This window comes from Pseudomonas sp. R15(2017) (assembly GCF_002112685.1).
In the GTDB taxonomy this organism is placed as follows: Bacteria; Pseudomonadota; Gammaproteobacteria; order Pseudomonadales; family Pseudomonadaceae; genus Aquipseudomonas; species Aquipseudomonas glycinae.
This window is the reverse complement of sequence record NZ_NEII01000001.1, coordinates 355,655-382,302: the sequence shown is the minus strand read 5'-3', so window position 1 is coordinate 382,302 and position 26,648 is coordinate 355,655. Positions and strand designations below refer to the sequence as shown.

General features: G+C 61.1%; 24 protein-coding genes. 12 read left to right on the top strand and 12 right to left on the bottom strand.

Annotation, left to right across the window (positions count from 1 at the left end):
- Positions 1-150 precede the first annotated feature (150 nt).
- The 6 genes from CAF77_RS01795 to CAF77_RS01770 all read right to left on the bottom strand — a co-directional run bounded on the left by CAF77_RS01795 (position 151) and on the right by CAF77_RS01770 (position 7,424).
- Positions 151-1,119 (bottom strand): CDP-6-deoxy-delta-3,4-glucoseen reductase, encoded by a 969-nt coding sequence (locus tag CAF77_RS01795; RefSeq protein WP_085653954.1) that lies wholly within the window; start codon positions 1,117-1,119, stop codon positions 151-153.
- Entirely contained in the window at positions 1,119-2,585 is a 1,467-nt protein-coding gene (ubiD, locus tag CAF77_RS01790) for a 4-hydroxy-3-polyprenylbenzoate decarboxylase (protein ID WP_064379935.1), read from the bottom strand. The genes CAF77_RS01795 and ubiD overlap by 1 nt, the downstream gene beginning before the upstream one ends.
- Before the next feature lie 80 nt (positions 2,586-2,665).
- Positions 2,666-4,621 carry an acyltransferase family protein gene (locus CAF77_RS01785; RefSeq protein ID WP_085653953.1) on the bottom strand — a complete coding sequence of 652 codons (1,956 nt, stop codon included), beginning with the start codon at positions 4,619-4,621 and terminating at the stop codon, positions 2,666-2,668.
- 135 nt (positions 4,622-4,756) lie between these two features.
- Positions 4,757-6,016, bottom strand: a complete 1,260-nt coding sequence (rho, locus tag CAF77_RS01780; protein WP_011336486.1) for a transcription termination factor Rho — start codon at positions 6,014-6,016, stop codon at positions 4,757-4,759.
- A gap of 250 nt (positions 6,017-6,266) precedes the next feature.
- Positions 6,267-6,596, bottom strand: a complete 330-nt coding sequence (trxA, locus tag CAF77_RS01775) for a thioredoxin TrxA (protein WP_085653952.1) — start codon at positions 6,594-6,596, stop codon at positions 6,267-6,269.
- Positions 6,597-6,716: 120 nt separating this feature from the next.
- Entirely contained in the window at positions 6,717-7,424 is a 708-nt protein-coding gene (locus tag CAF77_RS01770) for a FadR/GntR family transcriptional regulator (RefSeq protein ID WP_007951828.1), read from the bottom strand.
- A 256-nt stretch (positions 7,425-7,680) separates the two neighbouring features.
- On the opposite strand from CAF77_RS01770, the gene CAF77_RS01765 reads away from it, so the two are divergent.
- The 5 genes from CAF77_RS01765 to ppx all read left to right on the top strand — a co-directional run bounded on the left by CAF77_RS01765 (position 7,681) and on the right by ppx (position 12,289).
- A complete protein-coding gene (locus CAF77_RS01765) occupies positions 7,681-8,466 on the top strand; it encodes a transporter substrate-binding domain-containing protein (RefSeq protein WP_085653951.1) in 786 nt (261 codons plus the stop codon).
- A gap of 21 nt (positions 8,467-8,487) precedes the next feature.
- Positions 8,488-9,168, top strand: a complete 681-nt coding sequence (locus CAF77_RS01760) for an amino acid ABC transporter permease (protein ID WP_039765327.1) — start codon at positions 8,488-8,490, stop codon at positions 9,166-9,168.
- The gene (locus CAF77_RS01755) at positions 9,165-9,815 is read left to right on the top strand and encodes an amino acid ABC transporter permease (RefSeq protein WP_011336490.1); all 651 of its coding nucleotides are present in this window, start codon (positions 9,165-9,167) and stop codon (positions 9,813-9,815) included. The genes CAF77_RS01760 and CAF77_RS01755 overlap by 4 nt, the downstream gene beginning before the upstream one ends.
- Complete coding sequence (locus CAF77_RS01750) at positions 9,802-10,539, top strand: amino acid ABC transporter ATP-binding protein (RefSeq protein ID WP_011336491.1); 738 nt, start codon at positions 9,802-9,804, stop codon at positions 10,537-10,539. Before CAF77_RS01755 ends, CAF77_RS01750 begins: the two co-directional genes overlap by 14 nt.
- A 247-nt stretch (positions 10,540-10,786) precedes the next feature.
- Complete coding sequence (ppx, locus tag CAF77_RS01745; protein ID WP_064379928.1) at positions 10,787-12,289, top strand: exopolyphosphatase; 1,503 nt, start codon at positions 10,787-10,789, stop codon at positions 12,287-12,289.
- 66 nt (positions 12,290-12,355) lie between these two features.
- Here the strand turns inward: ppx and ppk1 are convergent, their stop codons facing one another.
- Together ppk1 and hemB are read right to left on the bottom strand one after the other, a co-directional pair.
- Positions 12,356-14,581, bottom strand: a complete 2,226-nt coding sequence (gene ppk1, locus CAF77_RS01740) for a polyphosphate kinase 1 (protein WP_011336493.1) — start codon at positions 14,579-14,581, stop codon at positions 12,356-12,358.
- Between the two features lie 18 nt (positions 14,582-14,599).
- The gene (hemB, locus tag CAF77_RS01735) at positions 14,600-15,613 is read right to left on the bottom strand and encodes a porphobilinogen synthase (protein ID WP_085653950.1); all 1,014 of its coding nucleotides are present in this window, start codon (positions 15,611-15,613) and stop codon (positions 14,600-14,602) included.
- A gap of 208 nt (positions 15,614-15,821) precedes the next feature.
- Here hemB and CAF77_RS01730 point away from each other — a divergent pair, with 208 nt between their 5' ends.
- Complete coding sequence (locus tag CAF77_RS01730) at positions 15,822-16,478, top strand: DedA family protein (RefSeq protein ID WP_064379925.1); 657 nt, start codon at positions 15,822-15,824, stop codon at positions 16,476-16,478.
- Here the strand turns inward: CAF77_RS01730 and CAF77_RS01725 are convergent.
- A complete protein-coding gene (locus tag CAF77_RS01725) occupies positions 16,459-17,694 on the bottom strand; it encodes a sterol desaturase family protein (RefSeq protein WP_085653949.1) in 1,236 nt (411 codons plus the stop codon). The genes CAF77_RS01730 and CAF77_RS01725 overlap by 20 nt on opposite strands.
- Positions 17,695-17,809: 115 nt before the next feature.
- On the opposite strand from CAF77_RS01725, the gene elbB reads away from it, so the two are divergent.
- The gene (gene elbB / locus CAF77_RS01720; protein WP_064379922.1) at positions 17,810-18,478 is read left to right on the top strand and encodes an isoprenoid biosynthesis glyoxalase ElbB; all 669 of its coding nucleotides are present in this window, start codon (positions 17,810-17,812) and stop codon (positions 18,476-18,478) included.
- A gap of 153 nt (positions 18,479-18,631) precedes the next feature.
- Here elbB and CAF77_RS01715 read toward each other — a convergent pair whose 3' ends face one another.
- Positions 18,632-19,087, bottom strand: a complete 456-nt coding sequence (locus CAF77_RS01715) for a YaiI/YqxD family protein (RefSeq protein ID WP_085654031.1) — start codon at positions 19,085-19,087, stop codon at positions 18,632-18,634.
- A 4-nt stretch (positions 19,088-19,091) separates the two neighbouring features.
- A complete protein-coding gene (locus tag CAF77_RS01710; protein WP_085653948.1) occupies positions 19,092-20,987 on the bottom strand; it encodes an FTR1 family protein in 1,896 nt (631 codons plus the stop codon).
- A 151-nt stretch (positions 20,988-21,138) separates the two neighbouring features.
- Between CAF77_RS01710 and CAF77_RS01705 the strand changes: the two genes are divergently transcribed.
- The 5 genes from CAF77_RS01705 to CAF77_RS01685 all read left to right on the top strand — a co-directional run bounded on the left by CAF77_RS01705 (position 21,139) and on the right by CAF77_RS01685 (position 25,871).
- The gene (locus CAF77_RS01705; RefSeq protein WP_085653947.1) at positions 21,139-22,512 is read left to right on the top strand and encodes a COG3014 family protein; all 1,374 of its coding nucleotides are present in this window, start codon (positions 21,139-21,141) and stop codon (positions 22,510-22,512) included.
- Positions 22,513-22,715: 203 nt separating this feature from the next.
- Positions 22,716-24,110 carry a COG3014 family protein gene (locus tag CAF77_RS01700; RefSeq protein ID WP_064379916.1) on the top strand — a complete coding sequence of 465 codons (1,395 nt, stop codon included), beginning with the start codon at positions 22,716-22,718 and terminating at the stop codon, positions 24,108-24,110.
- 15 nt (positions 24,111-24,125) lie between these two features.
- On the top strand, positions 24,126-24,500 hold the full coding sequence (locus CAF77_RS01695; protein ID WP_064379914.1) for a YcfL family protein: 375 nt from the start codon (positions 24,126-24,128) through the stop codon (positions 24,498-24,500).
- A 36-nt stretch (positions 24,501-24,536) separates the two neighbouring features.
- Positions 24,537-25,124, top strand: coding sequence for a penicillin-binding protein activator LpoB (gene lpoB, locus CAF77_RS01690; protein ID WP_007951848.1), 588 nt, complete (start codon positions 24,537-24,539; stop codon positions 25,122-25,124).
- Between the two features lie 3 nt (positions 25,125-25,127).
- A complete protein-coding gene (locus tag CAF77_RS01685; protein ID WP_064379912.1) occupies positions 25,128-25,871 on the top strand; it encodes a hypothetical protein in 744 nt (247 codons plus the stop codon).
- 60 nt (positions 25,872-25,931) lie between these two features.
- Here CAF77_RS01685 and CAF77_RS01680 read toward each other — a convergent pair whose 3' ends face one another.
- Positions 25,932-26,564, bottom strand: coding sequence for a LysE family transporter (locus CAF77_RS01680; protein ID WP_064379910.1), 633 nt, complete (start codon positions 26,562-26,564; stop codon positions 25,932-25,934).
- Positions 26,565-26,648: the final 84 nt, after the last annotated feature.

The window sequence follows — 26,648 nt, the reverse complement described above, 5'->3', positions numbered from 1 at the left end:
CGCACCGCTGTAACAATAAGGCACATATGTTTTAAGGCAATTTGAGTGCCATGGCACAGTTCTTAATTGATTGCCTGATGGATATATAACCTACCGGTATTTATGTAATTACATAAATACCGATCGGCTATATGGAGAGTTATAACGAACTCAGGAGCGGGGTGCGTAAGCAAATACATCCGCACGCATCTGATGGGCATCCATCCCGGCTTCGACCAGCGCATCCAGCGTGCCGTAGACCATGGCCGGAGAGCCACTGGCATAGACGTGCAGCGATTTCAGATCAGGGAAATCCTCACATACCGCTTCGTGCAGCATGCCGCAGCGCCCTTCCCAGCCGCACTGATCACTGACGACCTTGTGCAGGAAAAGATTGGGCAACTTCAGCCATTCGTCCCAATGCTCGATTTCATAAAAATCTTCCGGACGACGCACGCCCCAATACAGATGCACCGGGTGTTTGAAGCCCGTGGCCCGGCAATGCTCGATCAGGCTGTGGATCTGGCCCATGCCAGTACCAGCGGCGATCAGCACCAGCGGCCCGTCCGGCAGTTCCGCCAGGTGGGTATCGCCGAACGGCAGTTCGACCCGCACCATCGGGTTGCGCCTGAGCTGATCGATCAGGCTCAGCGCACTGGATTCGCGCGCCAGCACATGGATTTCCAGATCACGCCCGCCGTGGGGCGCCGAAGCCATGGAGAACGCCGATTTCTCGCCGTTCTCGCGCTCGATCATCAAATACTGACCGGCGTGATAGCGCGGCGGCTTGCCGGCCGGTGCCCGCAGGCGCACACGAAAGGTATCGCCACCGACTTCCCGGCATTCGATGACCTGACACGACACGCTGCGCACCGGCAGTTCTCCCAGCGCGAGCACGCCATCCCACAGCACGATGCAGTCTTCCAGCGGCTCCGCTATGCAAGTGTAGAACTCGCCGTGGTCGTGCACCTTGCCGGCCTGTTCGACCCGACCTTCCACCAGCAGCGCCGCACACACATGGCAGTTACCATTGCGGCAGCTTTGCGGGCATTCGTAGCCCAGGCGCCGTGCACCATCGAGAATCCGCTCTCCGGGCTGTATCTCGAGCATCGCTCCGGAGGGCTGCAGGGTTACACGCATCAATCTATTCCTAACTGATTCCAGATGGCATCGATCCGTTGGGTGACGGCGTCATCCTTGACGATGACGCGGCCCCACTCGCGAGTGGTTTCGCCCGGCCACTTGTGGGTGGCGTCCAGGCCCATCTTCGAGCCAAGCCCCGACACCGGCGAGGCGAAGTCGAGGTAGTCGATCGGCGTGTTGTCGATCATCACCGTGTCGCGCTTGGGGTCCATGCGCGTGGTGATGGCCCAGATCACGTCGTTCCAGTCCCGCGCGTTGATATCGTCGTCGGTGACGATAACGAACTTTGTGTACATGAACTGTCGCAAAAACGACCAGACACCCAGCATCACGCGCTTGGCGTGGCCCGGATACGACTTCTTCATCGTCACCACGGCCATGCGGTACGAGCAGCCTTCCGGCGGCAGGTAGAAGTCGGTGATCTCCGGGAATTGCTTCTGCAGGATCGGCACGAACACTTCGTTCAACGCCACGCCAAGAATCGCCGGCTCATCCGGCGGACGGCCGGTGTAGGTGCTGTGGTAGATCGGCTTGATCCGGTGGGTGATGCGCTCGACGGTGAACACCGGGAAGCTGTCGACTTCGTTGTAGTAACCGGTATGGTCGCCGTACGGGCCTTCATCGGCCATCTCGCCCGGATGAATCACACCTTCGAGGATGATTTCGGCAGTCGCCGGCACTTGCAGGTCGTTGCCACGGCACTTCACCAACTCAGTGCGGCTGTCGCGCAGCAGACCGGCGAAGGCATATTCGGAGAGGCTGTCCGGCACCGGCGTCACCGCGCCAAGAATGGTCGCAGGATCCGCGCCAAGGGCCACGGACACCGGGAACGGCTGGCCCGGATGCTTCTCGCACCACTCACGGAAATCCAGCGCGCCGCCACGGTGGCTGAGCCAGCGCATGATGACCTTGTTGCGGCCGATCACTTGCTGACGGTAGATGCCGAGGTTCTGTCGATCCTTGTTCGGGCCTTTGGTGACGGTCAGGCCCCAGGTGATCAGCGGCGCCACGTCGCCCGGCCAGCAAGTCTGCACCGGCAGCATCGCCAGATCGACGTCGTCGCCTTCGATGACCACTTCCTGGCACGGTGCGTCTTTGATGACTTTCGGCGCCATCGCGATGATCTTGCGGAAGATCGGCAGCTTCGACCACGCGTCCTTCAAGCCCTTCGGCGGTTCCGGTTCCTTGAGGAACGCCAGCAGCTTGCCGATTTCGCGCAGTTCGCTGACCGACTCGGCGCCCATGCCCATGGCCACCCGCTCAGGAGTGCCGAACAGGTTGCCGAGCACCGGAATGTCGTAGCCGGTCGGTTTTTCGAACAGCAGCGCCGGGCCCTTGGCCCGCAGCGTGCGGTCGCACACCTCGGTCATTTCCAGCACCGGCGAGACGGGAATCTGGATGCGTTTCAACTCTCCGCGCTGCTCAAGCTGCTGCACGAAATCCCGAAGATCCTTGAATTTCATTGACGATGGCACCCTCAAAATAGGCGTACATCCTACCTGCTCTGACGGGCAAACAGCAGCCCGTCAGCATCAGGCCTCGCTCAATTGTGGCTCGTCCCCAGCAGCAGAGGCGCAAACAGCGGGCTCAGCCGGGAGCTCCCCGCGTCCGAAAGATGATCCTCATCCTTGTACTGCGAATGGCCGTTGACCTCGATGCTGCAGACGCCATTGCTGCACATCAGCGGTGTTGGATCGATCACGTGCACACCCGGATCAGCGGCGCTCATGGATTCGAACAGGCGGCTGAGGAAATGCTGGCGCGCCAGATGCTCCTCAAGCGGACGACCCAGCCCTTCGGCGGACCTTCCGATCCGCGCCAGGCTGGTCAAGCGGTTGATGGCGCCTTTGCGTTGCAGCGGCACCTCCTTGAACAGCCAGACTTGCGCCCCCGTCGCCCTCAATGCGGCAACCCGCGCTTTCAGCGCTGCGGCCATGCGTTGCTCGGCCTGGACGGTATCGTCTTGCGAATTGAGCAGCACCTTCTTATCGCCGTCTTCGCGGCCATACACGTAAAGGCTCCAGTTGGACGCCAGCACCACATCCTTGATGCCGAGGCTGCGCACACGTTCCATGGTCTGTTCGTTGAAATCCTTGCAGCGCTGACGCGGGTCGTCGCTGAGAATCGGCGGGCACGCGCTCATGCTGTACAGCCAAACCGGACGCCCCTCGCGACGGGCATTATTCTCGATGGCCGGCAGCAAGGCGGCGGCATGGCTGTCGCCCCAGAACAATTGAGTGGCCGGAACATCCTCGTTGCCACCCACCAGACAGGCCTTGTCCAGCTCTTTATCCTGAGTCACCAGCATGCATTTCATCTGCCCTGCACGCCACTCACGGGACTGTGCATACTCCAGCGCTTTACCGGTCAGACGCTGAGGGACACCGTCGGCGGAACGGATCGCCGACCCCGTCGCCACGAGTGCAACGATGGCGGCCAGACCGCCTGCCAGCACTGCATTACGCGAGGCGAGCAAGCGTTTTTCGCGAAACGGCAGCTCGATATAGCGCAGACTCAGCCAGGCCAGGCCCAGCGCCAAGGCTATCCAGCCGATTGCTTCAACAGGCTGAATACCATCGATGGAAATCGCGTTGGCGTAGACAAACACCGGCCAATGCCAAAGATAGAGCGAATACGAAAGCAAGCCGACCCAGACCAACGGCCGCAGACTCAAGAGCCGCCCGGTGAGGCTCGCACCTTGCGCGCCCGACCAGATCAGCGCCGTCGTCCCCAGCACCGGCAACAACGCTGCCCAGCCCGGAAACACGGTGGATTTGTCAAAAGTGAACACCGCGACCAGCACTGCCGCCAGACCGGCCAGCCCCACGGCCTGATACAACCACGGACGCACCGCCTGCTTCGGCGCCGGAATTACCGCGAGCATCGCACCGCAGAGCAACTCCCAGGCCCGGGTAGGCAGCGAGAAGAAGGTGAATTCCGGCTTGTGTTCGATGTTGGCGATGTTCAAGCCGAACGATACCAGCAACACGGCGAACAGCATCCAGCGCCAATGGCGGAAATAGCGGATCAGCACCGCCATCAACAGCGGAAAGAAGATGTAGTACTGCTCCTCCACCGCCAGCGACCAGGTATGCAGCAGCGGCTTCAGATCCGAGGCTGGCTGGAAATAGCCGTCCTCGCGCATGAACAGAATGTTGGAGATGAACAGCGACTGATAGCGCACTGTTCGCCCGAGTTCGGCGAAGTCCTTGGCCGTCAGCAGCAACCAGCCCAGTGCCAGCGTCACCAGCATGACCACGCTCAGGGCAGGAATGATGCGGCGGGCACGGCGTGCCCAGAAATCAATGAAGCTGAAGCGTTGAGCGCTGATTTCGCGGAATAGAATCGTTGTGATCAGGAAGCCGGAAATGACGAAAAAAACGTCAACCCCGACAAAGCCGCCACTGAATGTACTGAATCCAAAATGAAACAGTACGACGGGAATAACCGCCAGAGCTCGTAATCCGTCGATATCACGGCGACTGCCAAACGTGTGCATGACCTTTCTCGTTCTGGATACAGAGTCCTTGGAAAGCGCGAAAGTTATCAGCCACGTGCATTTCAATCCAGATACAAATAATCCGTCGCGAAAAAAAAGCGCCCTCATGGGGCGCTTTTTTCAAACAACAGAGTATTACTTGCGCTTCATCGACAGGAAGAACTCGTCGTTGGTCTTGGTCGTCTTCAGCTTGTCGACCAGGAACTCGATGGCTGCCACTTCGTCCATCGGGTGCAGCAGTTTGCGCAGGATCCACATACGCTGCAGCTCATCGTCGGCAGTCAACAGCTCTTCGCGACGAGTACCGGACTTGTTGATGTTGATGGCCGGGAACACACGCTTCTCGGCGATACGACGGTCCAGTGGCAGCTCCATGTTGCCGGTGCCCTTGAACTCTTCGTAGATCACTTCATCCATCTTCGAGCCGGTTTCAACCAGCGCAGTGGCGATGATGGTCAGCGAGCCGCCTTCTTCGATGTTGCGCGCGGCGCCGAAGAAACGCTTCGGTTTCTCCAGGGCGTGGGCATCGACACCACCGGTCAGCACCTTGCCGGAGCTCGGGATCACGGTGTTGTAGGCACGGGCCAGACGGGTAATGGAGTCGAGCAGGATCACCACGTCCTTTTTGTGTTCGACCAGGCGCTTGGCCTTCTCGATCACCATTTCAGCCACTTGCACGTGACGGGTCGGCGGCTCGTCGAAGGTCGAGGCAACCACTTCGCCGCGCACGGTGCGCTGCATTTCGGTCACTTCTTCCGGACGCTCGTCGATCAACAGCACGATCAGGTGAACTTCAGGATTGTTACGGGCGATGTTCGCTGCAATGTTCTGCAGCATGATCGTTTTACCGGCTTTCGGCGGTGCAACGATCAGACCGCGCTGGCCTTTGCCGATCGGGGCGCACAGGTCGATCACACGACCGGTCAGGTCTTCGGTGGAACCGTTGCCAGCTTCCATCTTCATGCGCACGGTCGGGAACAGCGGGGTCAGGTTCTCGAAGAGAATCTTGTTCTTCGCGTTCTCAGGACGATCGAAGTTGATCGTGTCGACCTTGAGCAGGGCGAAATAACGCTCGCCTTCCTTCGGAGGACGGATCTTGCCAACGATGGTGTCACCGGTGCGCAAGTTGAAACGGCGGATCTGGCTCGGCGAGACATAGATGTCGTCAGGACCGGCGAGATAGGAAGCGTCAGCGGAGCGCAGGAAGCCGAAGCCGTCCTGGAGAATCTCCAGCACGCCATCACCGGAGATTTCCTCACCGCTTTTAGCGTGCTTTTTCAGCAGGGAGAAAATCACGTCCTGCTTGCGCGAACGGGCCATATTTTCTATGCCCATCTGTTCGGCCAATTCGAGCAGTTCGGTAATCGGCTTTTGCTTGAGTTCAGTCAGATTCATATAGGAATGACGTAATCATTTATGGAGGGGGGGAAATTAAGCTTTTGGCTTAATGAGGCCGCGCCGCGGAGAAGGCGACAGGATCGCTTACTTATTCGAAAAGGAGTGCGTCGGCGACGGCTAGCAGGGGGCAGTGGAGAAACCAGTGCGGGGCCGAATGTACCACCTGAGTTTCGGAGCGTCTAGCCCTGAATACGCAAAAAGCCCCGCAATTTGCGGGGCTTTTTCAGGACAATCCTTACCGCGACGCTTAGAGGTTGGCGTCGAGGAAAGCAGCCAGTTGCGACTTCGACAGAGCGCCGACCTTGGTCGCTTCCACGTTGCCGCTCTTGAACAGCATCAGGGTCGGAATACCACGTACGCCGTGCTTGGCAGGGGTTTCCTGGTTTTCGTCGATGTTCAGCTTGGCGACGGTCAGCTTGCCTTTGTAAGTCTCTGCAATCTCGTCCAGAACCGGAGCGATCATTTTGCAAGGGCCGCACCATTCAGCCCAGTAGTCGACCAGGACAGCGCCTTCGGCCTTGAGTACGTCGGCTTCGAAGCTAGCGTCGCTAACGTGTTTGATCAGATCGCTGCTCATGGAATTCTCCAGGTTGTAAGCAAAAAAACGTGGCCCATCATAGCCGCCCTTCCCTTGTTCAGGAAGCCGCAGATGATTGAGTCTTGCTATGGCACTCGATTAGTTTGGGTATAGCTCAAGTCACGCGCTGGCGGGGGCGATGAAGGAAATTCCGGTGCGCAGGGCCGCGTTGCGCACGTGCTCCTGCATGGCTTTCTGTGCAGCGGCTGACGCCCGACGGGCCAGTGCGCGAAGGATCTTGCGATGCTCTTGCCAGGTTTCCATGGCCCGTTCGGCGCGGATGAACGGTAGTTTCTGGCTCTCCAGAAAGATGTCGGCGCTGGCGGTGAGGATGCTCAGCATCGCCTGATTGCCGCTGGCCAGCAGGATCCGCCGGTGGAATTCGAAATCCAGTTTCGCCGCTGCCTCGAAGTCACCGGCGCGCAGTTGCTCGCGCATGGCCGCGACGTTGTCTTCCAGTTCATCCAGATCAAACGTGCTCAACGTCACCGCCGCCAGCCCGGCCGCGAACCCTTCCAGCGCATATCGCAACTGAAAGATTTCCAGCGGCGAAGCCTGGGCTGCAAACGGCCAGGCCGGTGCGCCCTCACCGCGCGGCAATTCCACAGGCGCCTGCACGAACACACCTTTACCCGGCTGGATGCTGACCACACCCAGCGCACTCAAGGACGACAACGCCTCACGCAACGAGGCGCGGCTGACGCCCAGCTGAACCGCCAGATCCCGTTGCGAAGGCAGCGCATCGCCGGGGCCGAAGCCCTGCTCGGTAATCAGTTTGCGGATCGCTTGCAGCGCCACTTCGGGTACGGCGCGGGAGATCGAGTTCATGGTTTTCCAGACGGACCAGGCCAAGGTGCGGCCAGTTGTAATGCTATTCGAGGCATCAGGCAAGTCGTGCCCCAGCGGGGTTCGGCGGCGCAAGCCGATGCGCTATCGCAGTGCGAAACCCGACCTGACTGTTCAGACCAGTAAGACCGAACAAACCCGCTAAACCCGTGGCTTTGCGTAGCGAAATCGGCGTTTTGGCACGGCCCGTGCTCTGTCCGATCGCAGAATTCACTTCCCGCCGATCCGGAGATTGTCCATGACGAAGCGTTACAGCGCCCTCCTCGCCGCCCTGTTTGCCGGTCTGATGCTGAGCCAGGCCCCCGCCCATGCCGACGGTCTGGATGACGTGGTCAAGCGCGGCACCTTGAAAGTCGCGGTGCCCCAGGACTTCCCGCCGTTCGGCTCGGTCGGCCCGGACATGAAACCGCGCGGCCTCGATATCGACACCGCGAAACTGCTGGCCGACCAGCTCAAGGTCAAACTCGAACTGACCCCGGTCAACAGCACCAACCGCATTCCGTTCCTGACCACCGGCAAGGTCGATCTGGTGATTTCCAGCCTCGGCAAGAACCCCGAGCGCGAGAAGGTCATCGATTTCTCCCGCGCCTATGCGCCGTTCTATCTCGCTGTGTTCGGCCCGCCGGACTCGGCCGTCAGCACCCTCGACGACCTCAAGGGCAAGACCATCAGCGTCACCCGTGGCGCCATCGAAGACATCGAGCTGACCAAGGTCGCTCCCGAAGGCGTGACCATCAAACGCTTCGAAGACAACAACTCGACCATCGCCGCCTATCTCGCAGGCCAGGTCGACCTGATCGCCAGCGGCAACGTGGTGATGGTCGCGATCAGCGAAAAGAACCCGAAACGCGTACCGGCGCTGAAAGTGAAGCTCAAGGATTCGCCGGTCTACGTCGGCGTGAACAAGAACGAGCCGGCGCTGCTGGGCAAGGTCAACGAGATCCTGACCACCGCCAAGGCTGACGGCGCACTGGAAAAAAATGCGCAGACCTGGCTCAAAGAGCCGCTGCCGGCCGACCTCTGACCGGCGACGCGGGAGACTTTCATGGCCTATCAGTTCGATTTCTTGCCGGTGGTGGAAAACACCGACCTGCTGCTGCGCGGGGCGTTGTTCACTCTTGAGCTGACGGCCATCGGCGCGCTGTTCGGGGTTGGCGTGGGCATCGTCGGGGCGCTGGTACGGGCGTGGAACATCCGCCCGTTCTCGGCGATCTTCGGCGTGTACGTGGAGTTGATCCGCAACACGCCGTTCCTGGTGCAGCTGTTCTTCATCTTCTTCGGCCTGCCGTCCCTCGGCGTGCAGATTTCCGAGTGGCAGGCAGCGGTACTGGCGATGGTGATCAACCTCGGTGCGTACTCGACCGAGATCATCCGCGCCGGCATCCAGGCGATTCCGCGCGGGCAGCTGGAAGCAGCGGCGGCGTTGGCGATGAGCCGCTTCGAAGCGTTCCGCCACGTGGTGCTGCTGCCGGCACTGGGCAAAGTGTGGCCGGCGCTGAGCAGCCAGATCATCATCGTCATGCTCGGTTCGGCGGTGTGTTCGCAGATCGCCACCGAGGAGTTGAGCTTCGCCGCCAACTTCATTCAGTCGCGCAACTTCCGCGCCTTTGAAACCTACGCCCTGACCACCCTCATTTATCTGTGCATGGCGCTGCTGATCCGGCAGTTGCTGAACTGGCTCGGTCGGCGCTACCTCTCGAAAAGCAGCGCAAGGAGCAGCCAATGAGCGACTTCACGTTCTGGGACATCCTGCGCAACCTGCTCACCGGCCTGCAATGGACGCTGGCGCTGTCGCTGGTGGCGTTCATCGGCGGCGGGATCGTCGGGTTGCTGATCCTGATCATGCGCATCTCGAAGAACCCGCTGCCCAGCAGCATCGCCCGCACCTGGATCGAACTGTTTCAGGGCACACCGCTGTTGATGCAGCTGTTTCTGGTGTTTTTCGGCGTGGCGCTGGCCGGGGTGGAGATTTCGCCGTGGATGGCGGCGGCGATTGCCCTGACGCTGTTCACCAGTGCTTATCTGGCGGAGATCTGGCGCGGCTGCGTCGAGGCGATTCCCCACGGTCAGTGGGAAGCTTCGTCGAGCCTGGCGCTGAATCCGCTGGAGCAACTGCGCTACGTGATCCTGCCGCAGGCGCTGCGCATCGCCGTAGCGCCAACCGTGGGTTTCTCGGTGCAAGTGGTCAAGGGGACCGCGGTGACCTCGATCATCGGCTTCACCGAACTGACCAAGACCGGCGGCATGCTCGCCAACGCCACTTTCGAACCGTTCATGGTCTACGGCCTCGTCGCCCTGGGCTACTTCCTGCTCTGCTACCCCCTGTCCCTCAGTGCGCGCTACCTGGAAAGGAGACTGCATGCCTCTGCTTAGAATTTCCGCCCTGCATAAATACTACGGCGATCACCACGTGCTCAAAGGCATCGACCTGAGCGTCGAGGAAGGCCAGGTGGTGGCGATCATCGGCCGCAGCGGCTCGGGCAAGTCCACCCTGCTGCGCACCCTCAACGGTCTGGAATCGATCAACGACGGCGTGATCGAAGTCGACGGCGAATACCTGGACGCCGCCCGCGCCGACCTGCGCAGCCTGCGGCAAAAGGTCGGGATGGTGTTCCAACAGTTCAACCTGTTCCCGCACCTGACGGTGGGCGAAAACGTGATGCTCGCGCCGCAAGTGGTACAGAAAGTGCCCAAGGCCAAAGCGCAGGAACTCGCGCGGCGGATGCTGGAACGTGTGGGTCTGGGTGAGAAGTTCGATGCCTTCCCTGAGCGTCTCTCCGGCGGTCAGCAACAGCGCGTGGCGATTGCCCGGGCGCTGGCGATGTCGCCGAAGGTGCTGCTGTGCGACGAGATCACCTCGGCGCTGGATCCGGAGCTGGTCAACGAAGTGCTCAGCGTGGTCCGCCAGCTCGCGAAGGAAGGCATGACGCTGATCATGGTCACCCACGAAATGCGCTTCGCCCGGGAGGTCGGGGACAAACTGGTGTTCATGCATCAGGGCAAGGTGCACGAGGTGGGCGATCCGAAAGTGCTGTTTGCCGATCCGCAGACGCCGGAACTGGCGAATTTCATTGGCACCGTGGAAGCGACTGCCTGAAACAGCCTGCTACCCGATCGTTCCCACGCTCTGCGTGGGAACGCAGCGCGGGACGCTCCGCGTCCCAAAAGCGGACGCAGAGCGTCCGTTGAGGCATTCCCACGCAGAGCGTGGGAACGATCAGCGTCGTTGAGTGCGCAACGGTCCCTGGCTTTTATGCGCAGGATCAAGGGTTTGAACCATGCGCGTTGGCGGCAGCGTTTGATCGTGGCACGATGTCGGGGTTATCGACCGAGACCCCCTGACCATGCCGCAATCCCAAGCCAAGAATCTGTCCCTGATCGCCGCGATCGACCTGGGCTCCAACAGCTTCCATATGGTCGTGGCCAAGGCCCAGAACGGCGAAATCCGTATTCTCGAACGGCTCGGAGAAAAAGTTCAGCTGGCCGCCGGCATCGACGATGAGCGCCAGCTCAACGAAGAATCCATGCAGCGCGGCCTCGACTGCCTCAAGCGCTTTGCCCAACTGATCAACGGCATGCCGCTGGGCGCCGTGCGGATCGTCGGCACCAACGCCCTGCGCGAGGCGCGCAACCGTGGCGAATTCATCCGCCGTGCCGAAGAAATCCTCGGCCATCCAGTGGAAGTCATCTCCGGCCGTGAAGAGGCCCGCCTGATCTACCTCGGCGTGTCCCACACCCTCGCCGACACCCCGGGCAAACGCCTGGTCGCCGACATCGGCGGCGGCAGTACCGAATTCATCATCGGCCAGCGTTTCGAACCGCTGCTGCGCGAAAGCCTGCAAATGGGCTGCGTGAGCTTCACCCAGCGCTATTTCAAGGACGGCAAGATCACCCCGGCCCGCTACGCCCAGGCCTACACGGCGGCGCGGCTGGAAATCATGAGCATCGAACACGCCCTGCATCGCCTGACCTGGGATGAAGCCATCGGCTCCTCGGGCACCATCCGCGCCATCGGCCTGGCGCTCAAGGCCGGCGGTCACGGCACCGGCGAAGTGAATGCAGAAGGTCTGGCGTGGCTCAAGCGCCGCCTGTTCAAGCTCGGCGATGTCGACAAGATCGATTTCGAAGGCATCAAGCCGGATCGTCGGGCGATCTTCCCGGCGGGCCTGGCGATTCTCGAAGCGATCTTCGACGCCCTAGAACTGCAACGCATGGATCACTGCGAGGGCGCGCTGCGTGAAGGCGTGCTGTATGACCTGCTCGGCCGCCATCACCACGAAGACGTGCGCGAACGCACCCTGACCTCGCTGATGGAGCGCTACCACGTCGACCTGGAACAGGCCGCGCGCGTCGAGCGCAAAGCCCTGCATGCTTTTGATCAAGTGGCAGAGGACTGGGAACTGGAAGACGGCATCTGGCGCGAACTGCTGGGCTGGGCGGCGAAAGTCCACGAAGTCGGGCTCGACATCGCCCACTATCACTACCACAAGCACGGCGCTTACCTCATTGAGCACTCGGACCTCGCCGGGTTCTCCCGCGAAGATCAGCAAATGCTTGCCCTGCTGGTACGCGGCCACCGCCGCAACATCCCCAAGGACAAGTTCGCCGAGTTCGGCGACGACGGCGACAAACTGATCCGCCTGTGCGTGCTGCTGCGTTTCGCCATCCTGTTCCACCACATCCGTGGCACCCAGGCGATGCCGCAAGTGACGCTGCATGCCAATGGCAACCACCTCGACGTGGAATTCCCGGAGAACTGGCTGGATGAAAACCAGCTGACCCAGGCGGATTTCGGGCTTGAGGCCGAATGGCTGACGCGGGTGGGGATTGTTCTGACCGTGCATTGAGTAACGGGCAGGCACAAAAAAGGCGATCCGGATGGATCGCCTTTTTTATGGCTATGAAACCTGCGGTCAGCTGCTGACCGGCAGAATCGGGCTGCCCAATCGCTCCAGCAGAGTCGCCTGGGCACTGCGCGGGTTCTGGTTGCCGGTTGGCGTGTTGCGGATGTAGCGGCCGTCCGATTGCAGGCTCCAGCTGTGGGTGTTGTCGGTCAGGTACAGCTCCAGCTCTTTCTTGACCCGGGTCAGCAGCTTCTTGCCTTCCACCGGGAAGCAGGTCTCGACGCGCTTGTCGAGGTTACGCTCCATCCAGTCGGCGCTGGACAGGAACATCTGCTCCTCGCCACCGTTGAGGAAGTAGAACACTCGGGTGTGTTCAAGGAAGCGACCGATGATCGAGCGCACGTGAATGTTGTGCGATACCCCGGCGATGCCCGGACGCAGGCAGCACATGCCGCGCACCACCAGATCGATGCGCACGCCGGACTGGCTGGCCTTGTACAGCGCGCGGATGATCTTCGGATCGGTCAGCGAGTTGAACTTGGCGATGATGTGCGCCGGCTTGCCGTCGAGCGCAAATTGCGTCTCGCGGGTAATCATGTCGAGCATGCCCTTCTTCAGGGTGAACGGCGCATGCAGCAGCTTCTTCATGCGCAGCGTCTTGCCCATGCCGATCAATTGGCTGAACAGTTTGCCGACGTCTTCGCACAAGGCGTCGTCGGAAGTCAGCAGGCTGTAGTCGGTGTACAGGCGGGCGTTGCCGGCGTGGTAGTTACCAGTGCCGAGGTGCGCGTAACGCACGATCTCGCCCTGCTCGCGGCGCAGGATCAGCATCATCTTGGCGTGGGTCTTGAAGCCGACCACGCCGTAGATCACCACCGCCCCGGCCGCTTGCAGACGGCTGGCCAGTTGCAGGTTGGATTCTTCGTCGAAGCGCGCACGCAGCTCGATGACCGCCGTCACTTCCTTGCCGTTACGCGCGGCGTCCACCAGCGCATCGACGATTTCCGAGTTGGCGCCGGAGCGGTACAGGGTCTGGCGCACGGCCAGAACGTGCGGATCCTTGGCGGCCTGGCGCAGCAGATCGACCACCGGGGTGAACGACTCGAACGGGTGCAGCAGCAGGATGTCCTGCTTGCTGATCACGCTGAAAATGTTTTCGCTGTTTTGCAGCAGTTTCGGGATCTGCGGCGTGAACGGCGTGTATTGCAGCTCCGGATGGCTGTCCAGGCCGGTGATGCTGAACAGACGCGTCAGGTTCACCGGACCGTTGACCTGATACAGCTCGGTCTCGCTCAGGTTGAACTGCTTGAGCAGGTAGTCCGACAGGTGTTTCGGGCAGGTGTCGGCGACTTCCAGACGCACGGCATCACCGTAACGGCGGGAGAACAGCTCGCCACGCAGGGCGCGCGCCAGGTCTTCGACGTCTTCGGAATCGAGCGCAAGGTCGGCGTTCCGGGTCAGGCGGAACTGGTAGCAGCCCTTGACCTTCATGCCCTGGAACAGATCGTCGGCGTGGGCGTGGATCATCGACGACAGGAACACATAGTTGTCGCCGGGGCCGCCGACTTCTTCCGGCACCTTGATGATCCGCGGCAACAGACGCGGCGCCGGGATGATCGCCAGACCGGAGTCGCGACCGAAGGCATCGATACCTTCGAGCTCGACGATGAAGTTCAGGCTTTTGTTCACCAGCAACGGGAACGGGTGCGTCGGGTCGAGACCGATCGGGGTGATGATCGGCGCGATTTCGTCGCGGAAGTAGCGACGCACCCAGGTTTTGATCTTGGTCGTCCAGTGACGACGACGGATGAAGCGCACCTGATGCTTTTCCAGCTCTGGGAGCAGGATGTCGTTGAGGATCGCGTACTGGCGGTCGACATGACCGTGCACCAGCTCGCTGATGCGGGCCAGGGCCTGATGCGGTTGCAGGCCATCGGCGCCGGCCTGTTCACGGGCGAAAGTGATTTGCTTCTTGAGGCCGGCGACGCGGATTTCAAAGAATTCGTCGAGGTTGCTGGAGAAGATCAGCAGGAACTTCAGCCGCTCCAGCAACGGGTAGGACTCGTCCAGCGCCTGTTCCAGCACGCGGATGTTGAACTGCAGTTGCGACAATTCCCGGTGGATGTACAGGCTGCTGTCATCCAGACCGGGAATCGCGATCGCCGGAACCGCCACGACGGGCTCTGCCGCCTGCGCGGGTGGCGCAGGCTCGAGTTCCGGCGGGGTTTCGGTAATCTGCTCGACCACGGGTTGAGCGTCTTTTACGGCAACTTCAGTGAGTCCTTCGGTATTCATCGAATGTTCCTGGGAGGGCTATTTCTGCTCTCGTAACAATTGAGCGGCACGGACAGCAAAGTAAGTCAGGATGCCATCAGCGCCGGCACGTTTAAAGGCGGTCAGGGATTCGAGGATCACGCCTTCGCTCAACCAGCCATTCTGGATCGCCGCCATGTGCATGGCGTATTCGCCGCTGACCTGATAGACGAAGGTCGGCACTTTGAAGGCATCTTTTACCCGGAACAAAATGTCCAGGTACGGCATGCCGGGTTTGACCATGACCATGTCCGCGCCTTCAGACAAGTCCGCACCCACTTCGTGCAGCGCTTCGTCGCTGTTGGCCGGGTCCATCTGATAGGAGGCCTTGTTCGCCTTGCCCAGGTTCGCCGCCGAACCCACGGCATCGCGGAACGGGCCGTAATAGGCGCTGGCGTATTTGGCCGAGTAGGCCATGATCCGCACGTTGACGTGACCGGCCAGCTCCAGCGCTTCGCGGATCGCCTGGATGCGGCCGTCCATCATGTCCGACGGGGCAACCACCTGGGCGCCCGCAGCAGCGTGGGACAAGGCTTGTTTGACCAGTGCATCGACGGTGATGTCGTTCTGCACATAGCCTTCTTCATCGAGAATGCCGTCCTGACCGTGTGTGGTGAACGGGTCGAGGGCGACGTCGGTGATCACGCCCAGTTCGGGGAATCGGTCACGCAGCGCACGAGTGGCGCGCTGGGCGATACCTTCGGGATTCCAGGCTTCGGCGGCATCGAGGGATTTGAGTTCAGGCGGGGTGACCGGGAACAGCGCCAGCGCCGGAATTCCCAGCTCGACCCATTTGGCGGCTTCTTCAAGCAGCAGATCGATGGTCAGGCGCTCGACACCCGGCATCGAAGCCACAGCTTCGCGGCGATTTTCACCGTCGAGCACGAACACTGGCAGGATCAGGTCATCGACCGTCAACACATTCTCACGCACCAGCCGCCGGGAAAAATCATCACGGCGATTGCGACGCGGGCGGGTGGCAGGGAACAGACGGTTGGCTGGGGTAAAGCTCACGGCAGACTCCTGAGCCCGCGCAAACGGGCGAGCGTGACAGTTATAGATGGCCATTATGACGGTCGTATGACAGTTATGTGCACCCCTGCGACAGGTAGTCGCTTTCCATTGTCCGTGTAGGAAATGTTCACGTCGAGACACATTTCGACACTTTCCTGAATGTGTCCGAAGGGTTAGGCTGCGCGTTCATTTCGCCAGCACCCAGACAATGCTCCAACAATTTCTGCATGACTTCGGCTACTTTGCCCTGTTTCTCGGGACGTTTTTCGAAGGCGAAACCATCCTGGTGCTCGCGGGCTTCCTCGCGTTCCGTGAATACATGGACATCAAACTGGTGGTGGTCGTGGCGTTCTTCGGCAGCTACGCCGGCGATCAGCTGTGGTACTTCCTGGGCCGCAAGCACGGACGCAAATTGCTGGCGCGCAAACCGCGCTGGCAGATGATGGGCGACCGCGCGCTGGAACACATCCGCAAGCACCCGGACATCTGGGTCTTGAGCTTTCGCTTCGTGTACGGCCTGCGCACGGTGATGCCGGTGGCGATCGGCCTCTCGGGCTATCCGCCGGGACGTTATCTGCTGCTCAACGGTATCGGCGCCGCGATCTGGGCCACCGCCCTGGCTGCTGCCGCCTACCACTTCGGCGCCGTGCTCGAAGGCATGCTCGGCAGCATCAAGAAGTATGAGTTGTGGGTACTGGGCGCGCTGTTGATACTCGGCCTGGGCCTGTGGCTGCGCCGCCGGTTCAAGAATGCCCGGCTGGCGAAAAAGGTTTACGAGGAAGAACAGGCCGAGCTGCTGGCCAAGGCCGAACGGCACAAAACCGAAATGACCAACGCCGCCGATCCTAAGACGCCAGCCGAGTAAGCCGCTGGCGACAGCCATACAGTCCGATGCCGCTGAGCAGGCTGTAACAGAGCAGACCGACCCATATCCCCGGGCTGGCCGGCCACAGCCCGACCAGCGGCGCCAGCCACGCCAGCGGCAGGTTCGATGCCAGCCGCAATACTTCCAGTTTGCCCGCCCACGGTCGATTCTCCAAGGCCACGCCCAACACGAACAAACCGAACGCCACCGCGCCCCAGCCGAGTACCAATGCTCCGGTGGGCAGACTGTGTTCCAGATTCATCAGATAACTGCCCAGCGCCACATAGACGCCAAACTGCAACCCCACGTACCACTGCTGACGGCTGTTCAGCGGCACTTCGAATTTGCGGAACTGACTCAGGTCCGGTTTGCACATCGGGTACTTTGCCGCGACGTCTGCCGGACGCCAGCCGGTGCGCATGAACCAGATGCGGATCTTGTCCCAAACATGCTCGGCACGGCGCGCATCGTCCCACAGTTGTGCGTAGAACTGCAGGTTGGCCCACAGCGGGTTCCAGCTCGCCAGCGGCGTGGTCACGCCGAAAATCACCGGCTCGTTGTCGTCCTCTTCCTGGAACGAGCCGAACAGACGGTCCCAAATAATGAACACCCCGCCGTAGTTGCGATCCATGTAGAGAGCGTTCTGTGCATGGTGGGCCCGATGATTGGACGGCGTGACGAAGCACCACTCGAACCAGCCGAGCTTGGGAATGTGCCGGGTATGGACCCAGAACTGATACAGCAGATTCAGCGCCGCAACGCTGACGAACACCAGCAAAGGCACCCCGAACACGGCCATCGGCAGGTAGAAGATCCAGCTCAGCAGAAACCCGGTGCTGGTCTGGCGCAAGGCCGTGGAAAGGTTGTAGTCCTCGCTCTGGTGATGCACCGAATGCGCCGCCCAGAGGATGTTCCGTTCATGACCCATGCGATGCAGCCAGTAATAGCAGAAGTCATAGAAGACAAAGGCAAACACCCAGACCCAGACGCTGTCCGCAGGCAAGCTGAACAGCGCCAGATGCTCCAGGGCAAACCCATAGGTCACCAGGCCCACGCCCTTGGTCAACAGGCCGGTGGTGGTCGACAACACCCCGGTGCTGATGCTGTTCACCGCATCGGCCAGGCGATAGTTGCTCACCCCGCGCCAACGGTCGGCGATGAGCTCCACCGCAATCAATACGAAGAAAAACGGTACCGCATACAGGATGAAGTTCATGACGCGCCCTGGCCGGAGTCTGTAGCACAGATCCTAGGTGTAGCCGCGGCTTGATCCTATGGCAACGAACGACAAATTAGAGGACATTTAGCGCCATGAATCTGGAGAGAAACCCATGAGCAAAAAAGTTGCAGTGATCCTGTCCGGTTGCGGCGTTTACGACGGCGCCGAGATCCACGAGAGCGTCATCACCCTGTTGCGCCTCGACCAGCGCGGCGCCCAGGTACAGTGCTTCGCCCCGAACATCGCGCAATTGCATGTGATCAATCACCTGACCGGTGAGGAAATGCCCGAGTCGCGCAACGTGCTGGTGGAATCGGCGCGCATCGCCCGGGGCAACGTCAAGGATCTGCGCGAGGCCGATGTCGAGGACTTCGATGCGCTGATCGTGCCTGGCGGTTTCGGTGCGGCGAAGAACCTGTCGAACTTCGCCATCGAAGGCGCCGGCTGCAGCGTGCAGCCGCAAGTGCTGGCGCTGGCCGAAGCCTTTGCCGAAGCGGGCAAGCCTGTTGGCCTGATCTGCATCTCGCCGGCACTGGCCGCGAAGATCTACGGCCCGGGCGTGACCTGCACCATCGGCAACGATGCCGACACGGCCGCCGCCATGAACAAGATGGGCGCCACCCATGAAGACTGCGCGGTGACCGATATCGTCGAAGACAAGGCGCGCAAACTGGTGACCACCCCGGCGTACATGCTGGCGCAGACGATCAGCGAGGCGGCTTCGGGGATCAACAAGCTGGTGGATCGGGTGCTTGAGCTGACCCACGAAAACGACGCCTGACCGGCGATAGCGATCGTTCCCACGCTCCGCGTGGGAATGCAGCCTTGGAGCTCCGCGTCTGCCTTGCATCGGCGGTGAGGCTGGGACGCGGAGCGTCCCGAGAGGCATTCCCACGCAGACGGTTCGACGCCTCGACGTGGGAACGATCAATGTTCAGGTTTTGCGGGTGAGCCTGGTGAGGATCCGGTCCAGCGCATTGGCGAACGCCTGCTTTTCGCGGTCACCGAACGGTGCCGGGCCGCCAGTGACCTGGCCCTGTTCACGCAGGTCGGTGAACAGATTGCGTGTCGCCAGCCGCTCCCCCATGTTCTGCGCGTCGAACTCCTTGCCTCGCGGGTCCAGCGCTGCAACGCCCTTCTTCACCAGCCGGTCGGCCAGCGGGATGTCGCTGCAGATCACCAGCTCGCCCGGCACCGCGTGTTCCACCAGATAATCATCCGCCGCATCCGGGCCGCTCGGCACCACGATCAGCTTGACGATCGCCAGCGCCGGTTTGCTTTGCGGTTGCCCCGCCACCAGCACCACTTCGAAGCGACGCTTGAGGGCGAACTTGACCACCAGTTCCTTGGCCATCTTCGGGCAGGCGTCGGCATCGATCCATACGCGCATCATCTCAAGCCGCCACTCGGCGCTTTTCAGCCACCCAACTGCGGCCATACAGCACGATGATCGCCGCAATCGCCACGGCCTGCGCCGTCAGCGAGTAGGCATCGGCATGAATCCCCAGCCAGTCGAAATCGAAGAACGCCACCGGCCGGGTGCCGAAGATCCCGGCTTCCTGCAACGCCTTCACACCATGACCGGCAAACACCACCGACAGCGCGCAGAGCAGCGCCGCGTTGATGCTGAAGAACAGCGCCAGCGGCAGTTTCGCCGAGCCGCGCAGGATCACCCACGCCAGACCGAACAGCAGCACCAGCGCCGTCGCACCTCCAGCAAGTACCGCGTTATGCCCGGCGGGACCGGCCTGCAGCCACAGGGTTTCGTAGAACAGGATCACTTCGAACAGTTCGCGGTACACCGAGAAGAACGCCAGGATCGCAAACCCGAAACGGCCGCCTCCGCCAACCAGATTCTGCTTGATGTAATCCTGCCAGGCTGCCGCGTGCCGACGGTCGTGCATCCACACCCCGAGCCACAACACCATGACGCTGGCGAACAGCGCCGTGGCGCCTTCCAACAGTTCACGCTGGGAGCCGCTGACATCGATCACATAGGCCGCCAGCGCCCAGGTTCCCAGGCCAGCCAGCAACGCCAGCCCCCAGCCGACGTTGACGCTGCGCACCGCCGATTGCTGGCCGGTGTTGCGCAGGAACGCGAGGATCGCCGCCAGCACCAGAATCGCTTCCAGACCTTCGCGCAGCAGAATCAACAGACCGGAGATGTAGCTCAGCGACCAACTCAGACCGTCGCTGCCCAACAGGCCGGCAGATTCCTTGAGCTTGGCCTTGGCCGCGTCCAGACGCTGCTCGGCCTGCTCCACCGGCAAGCCGTCCTGCAGCGATTGCCGATAGGCCATCAGGGATTTTTCGGTGTCCTTGCGCACGTTGGCGTCGACGTTGTCCAGCGAGCTTTCGACCAGTTCGAAGCCTTCCAGATAAGCCGCAACCGACAGGTCATAGGCTTGATCGTGCTCACCGGCGCGGTACGCCGCCAGGCTCTTGTCCAGGGTCGCGGCGGTGTAGTCGAGCAATTGCGCCGGGCCGCGCTTGACCTGCGGCGGCTGCGCCCGTTGCACACGGAAGATCGCGGCGGCTTCAGGGCCCTCGGCAGCCTGCACTTCGGCCGGGGTCTGGCGGGCGAGGTCGGCGATGTTGTAGGTCTTGTCGGATTTGGCCGTGGCCGGATCGGCGCTGAACTGCGCGATATAGGTCGCCAGATCCCAGCGCTGACGGTCGTCCAATTGATCGGCAAAGGCTGGCATGTCAGTGCCTTCGACGCCCTGGCCGAGGGTGCTGTAGATCGCATACAGGCTCAGGTGATCCATCCGCGCAGCGTCGCGCAGATTGGCCGGTGCCGGCGTCATGCCGAGGCCCGCCGGGCCGTCGCCGGCACCCGCGTCGCCGTGGCACACCGAGCAGTTTTGCGCGTAGAGCGGCGCACCACGGGTCGGATCAGGCGTGATGATCGGGGCCTGGCTGACTTCATAAGCCACCGCCAGTTTCGCCCCCAATTGCCGGGCCTGACGGGCGACGTCTGCACCGTCCTGTTTCGCGGTGATCGCGGTGTGCAAGGCACTGACGCCTTGTTCCAGCGCCGCTTTCTCCGGTTTGGCCGGCAGGCCGGCGATCAACCCTTGCAGCACCTGGGTGAATTCCAGCTGCTCGCGGTACTCGCCGTCGTCGATGACTTTGCCTGCCTCTACCGTCGGCGGGTAATCGGCGCTGATGTAATCGAGCAGGTGCAGCGCTTGCGGCGCGCCTTCCACGGTGTCGGCCAGCAGATTGAAGCTGCTCAGGGCGCACAACGGGAACACCAGCCAGGCCAGAAATCGGGACGCGGCAGTCATGAATGAGTCTCAAGTGGAAATGCGAAGTTACATATTGTTCACTTCGAGCGCGATTCCCTCAAGCTTTCTCTCCAATACCCGGCACATGGCCATTGCCCGCCCCTATAATCCGTCACCTATCGCCTCTCTGTTCAAGGAAGAGCTGCACTCCATGCGCCAATGCTTGCTGCTCCCGGTATTAATCAGCGCGATCCTGCAACTGAGCGGCTGCGCGGCTTATCGCAATTACGATCTGGAAATGCAGCAGACCAATGACCGGTTGATGCTCGGCGACTATCAGGGCGCCCTGGATGTGCTGGAGTGGCACAACCCGTGGGAAGACAAGGACCTGCTCTACTACTTCGAGAAGGGTTCGATTCTCAGCTTCGCCAACGCCCGCCCGCAGAGCCAGAAAGCCTGGCGCAGCGCCGACCGGATGGTGTTCCAGCGTGAAGAAGCCGTGCCTTCCGCCCCCATGAAGCTGCTCAACCGGTTTGCCTATGAAATGGGCACCATGCTGGTCAATGACAAGCTCAGCCGCTACGAAGGCTATGACTACGAAAAAGTCATGCTGACCACACAGATGGCCCTCAACCAATTGGGTGAAAGTGATTTCGACGGCGCCCGGGCAGACATCAAGAAGACCCACGAACGTGAAGCACTGATCGCCCGCCAGCGGGAGCGCCAGTATGAAGAGCTCGAGGAACAGGCCAAAGCTCAAGGCATCGTCGTGCAATACAAAGATCTGCAGGGCTATCCCGTCACCACCCTGGATGCGCCGGCGGTGATTGAACTGAAGAACGGCTACCAGAGTGCTTTCAGCCATTACCTGGCCGGATTCACCTATGAAGCGCTGGGTGAACGGGATCTGGCCGCACCGGGTTATCGCCAGGCGATCGAGTTGCGCCCGAACACGCCCTTCCTCGAACAGGCGTTGCGCAATCTCGACAAACCGCCGGCCAAGGATGATGAAAGCGATGTTCTGATCGTCGTCCAGAGCGGTCTGGCGCCGGCCCGCAGCTCGGTAACGGTGCCGATCCCGGTGCGGCTCAATGAAAACCTGGTCATTACCGCGCCGATCTCGTTTCCCATCCTGGTGCCGGACACCATCACACCGGCGTTCGACCACATCCTGGTGGATGGCCGCAAACGCCCGCTGACCTTGATCAACAGCGTCACCGACATGGCGTTTCGTACGCTGCGCGATGACATGCCGGCGATCATTTCCCGGGCGATGTTCCGCGCCAACATGGCCGCCATTTCCCAGGCCCAGGAAAACGAACGCAATCCGGCCAAGGCCTCGCTGGTCGTCACCGAGCACGACCCCTTTGAGGAGGCCGATACCAGAACCTGGCGCACGCTCCCCGACAAGACACTGGTGGCACGCATTAGACTGAAGAAAGGCGATCATCGATTCAATGCACCCAATGCGCCCGGAGCGTCATCGGTCATCCTGCGCATCGACCGCGATCACCAGTTGGTCAACCTGCGAGTTCTGAGAGATGTCGCCAACGTCATCGGCAATGCCAGATTGCCGGATAAGTAATGGCACCCAACTAAACCATGCAATTAAAAAGCTATTACATAGCCAGCATCGCCCGCTTATAATGCCGCGCCCGCGCTATCGCGTTGCGGCATTAAAGCTCCTCTTTTTATGAGGAATTGGCAGGAGGCCAGCGCCACTGCCGATCGGTCCCAGCAGCCCGACCCGCACCCGAGGCTGTCGCTACTCATGGAAGAAGTACCCCCATGGCATTCCGCGCTCCCACTCTGATCGCGCTCAGCGCTGTCACCCTGCTGTCCGGCTGTTCGGCGTTTCGCAACTACGATTCCGAACTGGCCCAGACCAACCAGCAACTGGCTACCGGCAACGTCGACGCCGCCCTGACCCTGCTGGAAAAGAACAACACCGGCCCGGACAAGGACCTGCTCTATTACTTCGAGAAGGGTGAACTGCTGCGCGCCAAGGGCGATCTGTCCGGCAGCCAGAATGCCTGGACCAGCGCCGACCAGGTGGTGGGCAAGTGGGAAGACTCGGTCAAGCTCGACACCGACAAGTACCTGGCCCAGTTCGGCAGTTTCCTGGTCAACGACAAGGTGCGCCGTTACGAAGGCTACGACTACGAAAAAGTCATGCTGACCACGCAGATGGCCCTGAACCTGCTGGCGGTCAACGATTTCGACGGCGCCCGCACCGCGATCAAGAAGACTCATGAACGCGAAGCGGTGATCGCCGACCTGCGCGACAAGGAATACCTCAAGAGCGAAGAGGAAGCCGAGAAAGAAGGCATCAAGACCGAATACAAGGATTTGCAGGGCTACCCGGTGGCCAGCCTCGACGCACCGGAAGTGGTCGGTCTGAAAAACAGCTACCAGAGTGCGTTCAGCCATTACCTGGCCGGTTTCGTCTATGAAGCCCTGGGCGAGAAAGACCTCGCTGCGCCGGGCTACCGCAAGGCTGCCGAGTTGCGCCCGAACACCCCGCTGCTGGAGCAGGCGCTGGTCAATCTCGACAAGCCGGTCAAGAGCGACGACAGCGACATTCTGATCGTGGTGCAAAGCGGTCTGGCGCCGGCCCGCGATTCGATCCGCGTGCCGTTGCCGCTGCCAATCTCCAACAACGTAGTGATTACTCCGCTGTCGTTCCCGATCATCAAGCCTGACACCTCCACCGCGACGTTCGCGCAGATCGGCGTCGATGGCCAACAGGTCGACCTGACCGCACTGAACAGCACCACCGCCATGTCCCGTCGCGCCCTGCGCGATGACATGCCGGGGATCATCCTGCGCACCACCGTGCGCGCGATCACCAAAGGTGTGGCGCAGAAGAAGATCAACGAAACCAACCCGCTGGCGGGTCTGGCGGTGGGTATTTCTTCAGCTGTGCTCGAAGGTGCCGATACCCGTACGTGGCGTACCCTGCCGGACACCACACAAGTGGTACGTCTGCGCTTGAAGAAAGGTGAGCACCAAGTCACTCTGCCGAGCGCCGTCGGTGGCTCTCAGGTCAAGGTCACCGTCGACCAGCGTTATCAGGTGATCACCCTGCGCGCCGTCGGCAATCAGGTGTTCGCTGCCGGCATCGCCGCCCACGTCACCCCGAGCGCTGGCGCCACCGCCGTGGCCAGCCTCAAACAACCTTAAGAACGGAGTCTTTGCATGCGCTTCAAACTCATCGCCGTCGCCGCCCTCGCCCTTTTGGCGAGCGGCTGCGCCACACCGCCACCACCGGAGCCGGGCAGTGCCGCGAGCAAGGTCGTGGCCATGGGCCCGCAGAAGCACATCGTGGTCGGCGCGATGCGCGTGGCTCGCGAAAACGGCTTCATGACCGTCAACGTGCAGTTGAGCAACACACTCAACAGCAACAAGACGTTCTACTACCGCTTCGCCTGGCTCGGCGCGGAAGGTTTCCCGATCGCCGAAGAAGAAGTCTGGAAAAGCCAGATGATGTACGGCGCCCAGACCAGCTTCATCCAGGGCATTGCCCCGACGCCGAAAGCCGTGGATTTCCGTCTGGAACTCAAAACGCCTTAAGCCCGACACCCTATTCCCGATTCAGAGAGCATTCCCATGTTTGCACGCTTTTCCTTCATCGCCGTCCTCGCCCTGCTGGCCAGCGGTTGCGCCAACACCTCGCCGACCCTGGGCAGCAAGAACATCAGCTACGGCGACACCAAGGCCGTTGAAACCGTGACCAACGAGTTCGGTTCCACCGACCTGCAGATGATCGCCGAGTCGATGACCCGTTCCCTGGCCCAGTCCGGCATTCTGCAGGGTCGTCCTGTGGTGCAGGTCTACGACGTGAAGAACAAGACCAGCGAATACATCGACACCCGCGAAATCACCACCAGCATCAAAACCCAACTGATGAAGTCCGGCACCGCCCGTTTCGCCAGCGACAACACCGCGATGCAGAGCCAGGTTGACCAGCTCAAGCTGCAAAACCAGAGCGGCCTGTACAAGAAGAGCACTGTGGCCAAGACTGGCAACATGATCGCCGCCAAATACCGTCTTGAAGGTTCGATCAGCTCGATCGTCAAGCGCAGCAGCGACTACAAGGACGTCTTCTACAAATTCAGCCTGCAACTGATCGACGTTGAAAGCGGTCTGGCCGAGTGGATGGACGAGAAAGAGATCCGCAAAACCACGGAGCGTTAATCGATGCGCACATGGATTGGCATGATGGCCCTGGCTTGCGCGTTCAGCGTGCAAGCGGCCCCGAAAGTCGCGGTGACGGATCTGGCGTACCAGGAACGTGTGGAGCAGTACATCCACATCGTTTCGGCCCAGAACAATTACCGTGAGGGTTACTACAGCTCCAGCGGTTCTTCGAGCTACAACGAGCTCGAAGCCACCACCAGCTATATCGAACAGACCGAACTGCGTAAATTCACCGGCGACATCAAGGGTGAAATCCTGCGTACCGGTATGTTCCAGCTGGTGCAGGGCACGCCGTACACCGCGTCGTCCAAGGGTGACGTCTACGACGTGATCAAGCGGATCAAGGCCGGCAACTTCAAGGGTGCCGACTACGTGCTGTTCGGCACCGTGTCGGACATCGACTTCACCCAGGACGTGAACGAGCTGGCGAACACCGACAGCTATTCCGCCGTACTGGGCCTGACGCTGGTGGCCGATTTCAGCCTGATCAACACCAAGACCTTCGAAATCACTTCGGCCTTCACGGCGATGGGTGAAGCGCAGGACACCAAACTGGTGAACCATCGCGACATCAGGATCTCGCTCAACCGCCCGCGTGTGGTGCGTGACGTGTCGAAGGCGCTGGGCGAAGACGTGGCCGGACAGCTGAGCATGCAGCTCGGCGGCGGAAGCTACGAGCAGCCGCGTGAGCCGCAGCAACGCAACAATCTGCCGCGAGATACCGCGCCGGTAATCCTGCGCTGATCAACCGCCGGAAACGAAAAAGGCGACCTGAGAAGGTCGCCTTTTTTGTGCCTGTACGCTTTATGCGGCCGCTTTGCGCAACGTCGCCATGAACGCCGCCGCGCCGATGAACAGCCCGGCAAACGTGCGGTTCATGCGTCGCTGCTGTGTCGGTGTGCGCAGCAGACGCAGCACCTTCGACGCCAGACCGGTGTAGCCGGCCATGACGATCAGATCGACCGCGATCATGGTCACACCGATCACCACGTACTGGATAAATAACGGCGCATGCGGATTGATGAACTGCGGCAGCACCGCCAGCATGAACACCAGCGCCTTGGGGTTGCTGATGTTCACCAGAAAGCCACGAAACACCAGAGCCAGCGGCTTGCCGATCGGCCGGACCGCCGCGTCGTCACTCATGTCCATCGGCTGTGCGCGCCACTGCTTGATCGCGAGGTAAACCAGGTAGGCAACACCGAACCATTTGATCGCATGAAACGCTGTGGCCGAAGCGGTGAGGATCGCGCCGACGCCGGCGCCCACAATGGCAATCTGCATAGCCAGGCCGATCTGCAGGCCCAGGGCATTCCAGTAACCGCGCCAGAAACCGTACTGCAGGCCGCTGGACATCGACGCAATGGCGCCGGCACCCGGAGAAAGACTGATCACCCAGCAGGCGGCAAAAAACGCCAGCCATGTTTGAAGCTCCATCGCACACCTCGACTCGGACTCGTGACAATCCTCAAAACTAATGCGGTTTGGACTGGATGACTACCGTTTTTTTGTCGGATGTTG